The sequence below is a fragment of the Nodularia sp. UHCC 0506 genome (genome assembly GCF_034931045.1).
Lineage (GTDB): Bacteria > Cyanobacteriota > Cyanobacteriia > Cyanobacteriales > Nostocaceae > Nodularia.
In genome coordinates this window covers 1-8,275 of sequence record NZ_JAYGHH010000061.1, presented here as the reverse complement: position 1 = coordinate 8,275, position 8,275 = coordinate 1, and the positions used below count along the sequence as shown (strand labels likewise).

General features: G+C 36.5%; 5 protein-coding genes. All 5 read left to right on the top strand.

The genetic code is table 11. The annotated features are described in order from the left end of the window. Positions 1 to 53 precede the first annotated feature (53 nt). The 5 genes from VB654_RS22720 to VB654_RS22700 all read left to right on the top strand — a co-directional run bounded on the left by VB654_RS22720 (position 54) and on the right by VB654_RS22700 (position 7,933). Entirely contained in the window at positions 54 to 683 is a 630-nt protein-coding gene (locus VB654_RS22720; RefSeq protein ID WP_323216091.1) for an isoprenylcysteine carboxylmethyltransferase family protein, read from the top strand. An 806-nt stretch (positions 684 to 1,489) separates the two neighbouring features. Beyond that, positions 1,490 to 1,702: a hypothetical protein gene (locus VB654_RS22715; RefSeq protein ID WP_323216090.1), complete on the top strand. Its 213-nt coding sequence runs from the start codon at positions 1,490 to 1,492 to the stop codon at positions 1,700 to 1,702. Positions 1,703 to 2,687: 985 nt separating this feature from the next. Next, positions 2,688 to 4,355: an aromatic amino acid ammonia-lyase gene (locus VB654_RS22710; protein ID WP_323216089.1), complete on the top strand. Its 1,668-nt coding sequence runs from the start codon at positions 2,688 to 2,690 to the stop codon at positions 4,353 to 4,355. 23 nt (positions 4,356 to 4,378) lie between these two features. Continuing rightward, complete coding sequence (locus VB654_RS22705; protein ID WP_323216088.1) at positions 4,379 to 5,899, top strand: long-chain fatty acid--CoA ligase; 1,521 nt, start codon at positions 4,379 to 4,381, stop codon at positions 5,897 to 5,899. 264 nt (positions 5,900 to 6,163) lie between these two features. Next, entirely contained in the window at positions 6,164 to 7,933 is a 1,770-nt protein-coding gene (locus VB654_RS22700; protein ID WP_323216086.1) for a tryptophan halogenase, read from the top strand. Positions 7,934 to 8,275: the final 342 nt, after the last annotated feature.

Genomic DNA, 8,275 nt, shown 5'->3' with positions numbered 1-8,275 from the left:
TTGTCTTGCATCCACTTATTAGCTAATAACACACAATTGCAAGGAGTTTCAGAATGGTATTACAAGATATTGACATTAAAGCAGTACTTACCCTTTCTCATAGTATTTATTGGTTTTTGATTACGAATGCTTCTGCCGTACGACGAAAAGGAGGGCGCACTGGAGAACCGCAAGCGAATGGCACAGTTTCCGAAAAGCAGGTCACAACACCCAAAGCTGCCCCAGCGCTTTTTTCTACAGTGATTACATATATTATGTATTACTTGTTATTAACAATTTGGTGGTTCAAACCTGAATGGGCTGGACCACAACTTCTTCCTACTTCTTTGCCATTACAAATTGCAGGTATTTCATTAATTGTTGTGGCTCTGACAGTGAAGGTGTGGGCTTTTTGGACTTTTCGTTCTTGGCGACTTTATCCCCAGGTCGATCCGGGACATCAATTAGTCCAATCTGGTCCTTATAGCAAAGTTAGACATCCGCTTTATTTTGCTTTTCAATTGTTGTATTTAGGTTCTTTTCTCCTTGTGCCTTGTTTAGGATTTTTATTGCAGTTTTTAGCCAACTTTTTCACCCATGACTACCGTTGTAAAATCGAAGAGTCTGTTTTGATTGAAGCATTTGGTAATGAGTACGAAGAATATAAACAACGTACTTCTAGACTTCTACCCTGGGTTTATTAAATCAGTAAGTCAGATTGATTAGTGTCCTCTGGGCGCACAACTTCAACTGTGCGCTCATTTCTCAGGTATGACCAAGTTACTTAATCACAAGTGTTCCAGATAAAAAAAGGGAGCATCCCACTTTGGCAAATATATCTGGTTCTTCGGTACTTTTTATGGAGAACCCAGGTCAAAATCATTGAAAGCCTTATTGTGTCGGCATTTCATTGAAATATGGGCATTATAGTTTATAACCCTTGCCCCGTAAGGGTTTTGTGATAATCAATCCTCAATCACAATAAAACAGACGCAAGAGCCATATATCTTTTCTGTCTAACAGGGGAATCAGGTTCTGACGGCTTAATGAAATATGTATCTTCCAAGTTGGGATACTCCTTAAGACTTGATAGTTAGAACTACATTACTAAAAGAAGTGCAGCTAATTTATATTATCGAAATGAGTTAAGTTGAATTCTGTTATAGCGGTTGTCATTCCAGTGCAGTACATCTAAACCTTTTATATCAAAACAAGCAGGTTTAAAAATATACCTCACTAAATTGAGACACGCTATATGTGTTTTTTTGTATGTCAATATGAACTGGAACTTCATTATTGTGTAATAGTGAAGCAAATTTATGCTGACCAATTAAGAATCAAAATAAATGTAAGAATTTGTTGAAATTTTTATTGCAAAAATATTTTTTTTCATATATAGTAATCTTAATAAAAAGTTTATCTTTTTCTTGAACACAAACCTGTTGTTACAAAAACAAGGAAATATTGTTTTATGGGATTTATTTACTTTGTGATCGATGAGTTAGTAAAAATGAACCCTGTCAAGAAATTTTTCTCTGGTTTAGGAATACTGATTATTTTGTTTGCTGTAATTAGTGGTTTGTTTTTCTTGTTCAGAACCTATAATTTATTTGGTTTGGGAGTTCTACTGTTTATTTTCCAAGTGTTAGTGCCGCGAGACTCAATTATGGAACGGATGGAAATGAAGAAAATTCAGAATCAAAAACAAGTAGAAGCCAACTAATTTGCATTTTTAGAGCTAAAATTTAAACTAGTGCAGCATGGAGTAAATATGGATACCCTTTCAAAAGATTTAAAAACTCAACGTAAAAGCTTTTTGACTTTTGACTTTTGACTTCCACTTTACAGCACTAGTAGTCTATCCAATTTATTTTGACAAGTAAAGGAACCTTCGCGAAGCGTGTACCAAAAAGGACAAAAAAGCGCATTGGCGTATCCTTCCTTATATAAGGAAAAAGGGAAAGAAGAAGAAAAATTGCAAGATTTATTTACCCGTTATTTCTGAGTTGATAGACTACTAGCCTTGTTGAATAATAATCACAGCTATATAAATAGGGTTTGCTGAATAAATATAAAGCCCAGATAAATCAAAAGTTTGAGGCTGATAAACCCGAAAGTATGTGCAAGGTTTCGCCGTGAGTGTCAGGCGAACGGTTTTTGAAGAGTGTACCATCAAAAGTGTGAATTTTGGGTTGAATGACTCAGAAAATTTGGGGTGACAAATAGCTGAGACTGTTTATGGTTCCCTGTTTTCTATCCTCACAAATAACTTTTATGCCTAACGGCACGCTACGCGAACAGCAAACCCTAAATAAAGCACCTTTCAATAATGTTTGGATAATTTAATAATTGAGATTATTCTCAAAATTGGAATTTAATAATCAATTTTTTGGCATTCTAAAAATTGGAGTTTTTTGTTAATTAAATCGTATTAAAGCACCTTCAGGTTATTCTTTTATAAATTTTCAGCATAGCAGTAGGTACATTTATACTCGTTAGTGCTGTAAACTATTCCTCTGGGTTAAAAAGTAGAATTTTTTATTAATCTATGGAAGTATAATTGCCTTGCTTATTAAGGAATATAATTCGCTGAAAAATAGATTGATTGGCAACAGAATATCAAAATTTCTGTGTAAGTCCTAATTATTTCAAAATTCACTTGATTAAGTTTTAGCGTGAATACAATTAGCCAAAAATATCAGAAAAATATGACTCTAGCTACTTCAAAAATCCAGCATTCCGAACTCACCGTTACCATAGGTAGTGATTATTTAACTATCCCAGAGGTTGTTCAAGTAGCTCGCTATAATGCCAAAATAGCCATAACTAATAACAGTGAAATTTTAGAAGGTGTAGAAGCATCCTGCGATTATATCAATAAAGCTGTTGAAGCTGGTCAGCCTATTTATGGTGTAACTAGTGGTTTTGGCGGTATGGCAAATGTGACTATTTCGCCTCAACAAGCAAAAGATTTGCAAAATAATCTCGTTAGATATCACAAGGTTGGTGCAGGAAAACTATTACCTTTAACAGATATCCGTGCAGCAATGCTGTTGCGTGTTAATTCTCACTTAAAGGGTGCATCAGGTATTCGTTTGGAGATTATGCGCCGTATGCAGATTTTCCTTAATGCTGGTGTTACTCCTTATGTATATGAGTTTGGCAGTATTGGTGCTAGTGGGGACTTAACACCTTTATCTTATATTACAGGTGCATTGTTTGGACTGGATGAAAGTTATCAGGTGGATTTTAATGGCAAAGTTGTAGATGCGATCGCCGCATTACAGAAATTAGGCTTACCTCCACTGCGATTGGAAGCCAAAGAAGGATTAGCCATGATGAATGGCACTTCAGTCATGACTGGCATTGCAGCTAATTGTGTTTATGATGCCAAAATTGGACTAGCTTTATCGATGGGAATTCATGCACTGATGATTCAAAGTTTGCATGGAACCAATCAATCATTTCATCCATTTATTCATCAATGCAAGCCTCATGCCGGACAAAATTGGGCGGCGGCTTGTATGTTGAACTTATTAGAAGGGTCAAGTTTGATTCGGAATGAGTTAGATGGTTCTCATGATTATCGGGGAAAAGAGCCAATTCAAGACCGATATTCACTGCGTTGTTTGCCACAATATATGAGTCCGATTGTGGAAGGAATTGAGCAGATTTCTCGGCAAATTGAAGTAGAAATCAATTCGGCTACAGATAATCCACTCATTGACGTTATGAATCAAGCAAGTTACCACGGGGGCAATTTTTTGGGGCAGCACGTGGGAATTGCTATGGATCAATTGCGGTACTATACAGGTTTGCAAGCCAAACATCTGGATACCCAAATTGCTTTGTTAGTCGCACCCGAATTTAGTAATGGGTTATCTCCTTCTTTGGTTGGTAATGCTGAACGTCAAGTCAATATGGGACTCAAGGGGTTACAGATAACTGGTAATTCAATTATGCCTCTACTTAGCTTTTATGGGAATTCCATTGTTGATCGTTTTCCGACCCATGCTGAACAGTTTAATCAGAACATTAACAGCCAAGGTTTCAATTCGGCGATTTTAGCTCGCCGTTCCTTGGAAATTTTTCAGCAATATTTAGCGATCGCCTTAATGTTTGCAGTCCAATCTGTTGATTTACGCACTCATCTGATTACCGGTCATTATGATGCTACGGCTTGTTTATCACCTGCCACTAAAAATTTATATATGGCTGTCCGTGAAGTAGTTGGTAAACCACCTTCATCAGATCACCCTTATATCTGGAATGATGATGATCAATTTCTAGATGAGCATATTGCACTGATTACTCATAACATTGCTACTGGTGGTGCAATTGTCCAAGCTGTGAATGAAATTGTTTTGAGTTTGTAGTCAGCAAGTCTAATGTTAAGCGGATGAATATTACAAATCATGTAGAACGGGGCAGTCGTTTATTTCCTGATAAACCTGCGCTGGTGTTTGAAGGGAAATCCTTCTCATATAAAGCCTTAAATATAATGGCAAATCAGGTTGCCAATGGCTTACAGGAGTTAGGAATTGTTAAAGGCGATCGCGTTGCTTTGTTCCTACCTAACATTCCGGAATTTGTGATTTCCTATTTGGGAATTTTGAAACTTGGTGCGATCGCGATTTCACTCAACACCATGCTCAAACAGGATGAAGTTAAATTCATTCTCAATGACTGCACTGCCAAAATATTGTTTACAACCGCAGAACTGAGCCAGCAAGTATCAGATCATGAATTACCTGCTCTAGAGCAGATTGTAATTGCAGAAGGTAACACCACTAAAGGTATCAGCCTGACTCACCTGATGGCAAATGCTTCACCTGATGCCCATGCTATTGAGTTAGATAATCAAGATCCTGCTGTCATCATTTACACATCAGGAACTACGGGTTTTCCTAAAGGTGCTACCCTTTCTCATGCTAACGTCATTGCTAATAGTTATGCTCAAAACCGTTGTTGTGGTATGCAGCCTAGCGATCGCTTACTGCTATATCTTCCCTTATTTCATTGTTTTGCTCAAAACGCCATTCTCAACAGTGGATTGAATACCTGTTCCACCATTATTTTGGAACGGATGTTTCATCCTGAGAAAATGCTGAAAACAATCGTCACTGAACAAGTAACCATGTTTTTTGGTGTCCCCACTGTCTTTATCTTCTTTCTAAATAGAGATATAACAGCCTATGACATGACTTCGATTCGCTATTACTTTGCCGCAGCCGCGCCCATGCCTCTAGAAATTACACAACAATGGCAAAAAAAATATGGACTTGTCATTCATGAAGGATATGGTTTAACAGAAGCCTCACCATGTACAAGTTATAACCATGACCTGAAATATAAACTTGGTTCTATTGGTAGCCCCATTGATAATGTAGAAATGAAAATTATCAATTCCGATGGTACTGAGGCTGAAGTGAATCAACTAGGAGAAATTATCGTGCGCGGGCCTAATGTGATGCTTGGTTACTGGAACAACCCAGATGAAACCGCCAAAGTAATTAAAAACGGTTGGCTTTATACTGGTGATATTGGTCGCATAGATGAAGAGGGATATTTTTACATTGTTGATCGTCTCAAAGACATGATTAATCTTTCAGGATTAAAAGTTTATCCCGCCGAAGTTGAAAATGTAATTTATCAACATCCAGCCGTTGCTGAAGTCGCTGTTTATGGCGTTCCAAATCTACTCCAAGGAGAACTAGTCAACGCAAATATTAGACTCAAACCCGGTCAAGTAACAACACAAGCAGAAATGATAGCATTTTGTTCTCAAAAATTAGCAACCTATAAAATCCCCCGTGCCATGAAATTTGTAGATTCCATACCCAAAAATCCTACAGGGAAAATTTTGAAAAATCTCTTGCGTGAACAAGAACTCGTTAACATTTCTACCCCTAGTAAATAGTAAAATCATGGAAGATACATATTTCATTAAGTAGGTAGGTATGATAAAATCGATATATGTTTAGTTTTGTAAAAACGTCGAAACAACTTAGTTGTAAGGTATTAGTTGAATTTGCATTTCGTTACATATTTGTAAATTTTTCCGCCCACCTACTTAAGCCGTGAAAAACTGATTCCAGAATTAGATAAAAAAGATATATTTGCCAAAGTGAAATACTCTCTAATGGCAAATATATTTGCTAATAAAATTTTAAAGGATTAATCAATGATTAGTTTAAAACAGAAAGAATATGATGTAGTCATCATGGGTGCTGGTTTTGCTGGTATATCTCAAGCTAGGCATTTACTGCTAAATGTTCCTAATATCCGTATCGCTTTAGTTGATCCTCGCCCTGAAAATCGAACAGAAAAAGACCTCAAAATCGGTGAATCAACAGTCGAAATTAGTGCAATGTTCCTGACGAAAGAATTAGGTCTTCATGAATATTTAATTGAAAACCATGCTCCTAAGTATGGACTTAACTTTCACTGGCCTAAAAACCCCTCTCAAACAGAAAATACAGATGACTACTACCATGTTTGGGGAGGACATCGTTCTCCTGCTATAGATAGTTTCCACATCAATCGAGCTAAATTTGAGCAAGATGTACTCAAAATGGTTCGAGATATGGGAGCTACTTTTTACAACGGTCGTGTTGTTGATATTGAGCTAACACCCAAAAATGAACTACATACTGTAAACGTGAAGTTAGGAGGAGAAGTAATTGAACTACAGGCTAAACATCTAATTGATACTACAGGTCGCCGCTTCATTATTGGTAAGAAAACCGATAATTTAGTCTTTGATTCAGACCAACTTTGTGGAATTAATACAGGCTCTTCATGGGTGCGTGTAAAAAATATAGACCCAAGAATTTTTGATAAAGGCTACAATCCATTAAATGGTTCAGGTAGCCGATACTACAGCACCAACCATTGGTTAGGTCATGGTCATTGGATTTGGATGCTTCCTATAGATACTAATGATCGAGAACTATCAATTGGAGTTGTACATCATAAAAATACTATTCCTGCCAATGAAATTAACACCATAGATAAATTCAAAGAATTTTTAAAAGCCAATCATACTGTTGTTTATAATATAATTGAAAGTGGTGATTGTATTGATTTTAATTACCTACCGAGACTAGCACATACCAGTAAAAAAATGCTTTCTGAAGATAACTGGTATGTTATTGGTGATGCGGCTCAGATGTTCGATCCATTTTATTCTCCAGGATTAGTATTATCAGTTTTTGCGATTGAAAGTGCTACAGAAGTTATTCGCAGTAAACTCGCTGGTGAATCTGATGCCGAACAAAAACAATTTATGTATAATAAATTTTTGCTGACAAATTCGCGCGCCTTTAATAACCTTTATAAAAAGCATGAGAAAATTTTAGGCAATGCTAGTGTCATGAGTTGGCGGCTATACATGGAAATTATGTTCTATTTTGGCCTCATGTTGCCTACTTATGTTGGCAAGTGGTTTCTGGATTTTAACTTTATCTCTAATTTTGTTAAAACAAGTGAATTTCTTTTCTTCAAAAAGAACAGTTTATTTAATGATTTTTACCAACAACTGGAAGATTTAGTTGACTCTCAAGTCAATATTGGTTTGATGGATTTCTCGCGTACTGACCAGTTAATACTAGGATACGAACCTAGAAAATTCTTTGATGATTTTCTGCAAAACACCAAATTTGAGCCTTTGCGTTGTAATGTTTATGTTGGGATTAAATCCACATTCTTTTTTGTGGCTATTTTATATATTAAACTACAAATAACTGCATTTGGAATTTGGAAACTCTTAGATCCCCGGCGCTTATTTTTCATTATCCAATTATTAGCTATGTCTATGTACATTGCTATTGGTGAGCAAATCTATAAATTTCAAATGCGCAAATTTCCTAAAAATAGTTACATCGCAAATATGAGGGAAGACTTTAAAACTTACCAGTACCAGTCAAAACTCCAACCTTGGCTTCAAAAATAAAGCGCTGACTTTTCATGGTAAGTCCTCAAACGGGGGTAAATGAGCGTGCATTCTGAAACTTACGCTACAGCGCTTCCAACTATTATGCAATACAGTTGGGTGCGGCTCTTTTCAAAAGACGGTATACTGAAAGTGAGTAATTGAGAGGATGCTTGTAGAACAAAGGTATTGAAAAAATTCTCCAGTTGAAAGACAAGCACCAGCAAGAACCAAAGTCAGAGGAGAGCATCGGAGATATGGAAGCATCTACCGTAAATGAAGATATATTTTTCCTAGAAGCACGCCAACTATTTGAAGAAATGGTGGATTGGTTAAGTTCAGAAAGTGTTTGTGGTTTGGGAC

What these genes read in the sequence shown, in the direction of transcription:
- VB654_RS22720 (WP_323216091.1), top strand. Translation starts at nt 54, where the DNA reads ATGGTATTACAAGATATTGACATTAAAGCAGTACTTACCCTTTCTCAT.
- VB654_RS22715 (WP_323216090.1), top strand. Translation starts at nt 1,490, where the DNA reads ATGAACCCTGTCAAGAAATTTTTCTCTGGTTTAGGAATACTGATTATT.
- VB654_RS22710 (WP_323216089.1), top strand. Translation starts at nt 2,688, where the DNA reads ATGACTCTAGCTACTTCAAAAATCCAGCATTCCGAACTCACCGTTACC.
- VB654_RS22705 (WP_323216088.1), top strand. Translation starts at nt 4,379, where the DNA reads ATGAATATTACAAATCATGTAGAACGGGGCAGTCGTTTATTTCCTGAT.
- VB654_RS22700 (WP_323216086.1), top strand. Translation starts at nt 6,164, where the DNA reads ATGATTAGTTTAAAACAGAAAGAATATGATGTAGTCATCATGGGTGCT.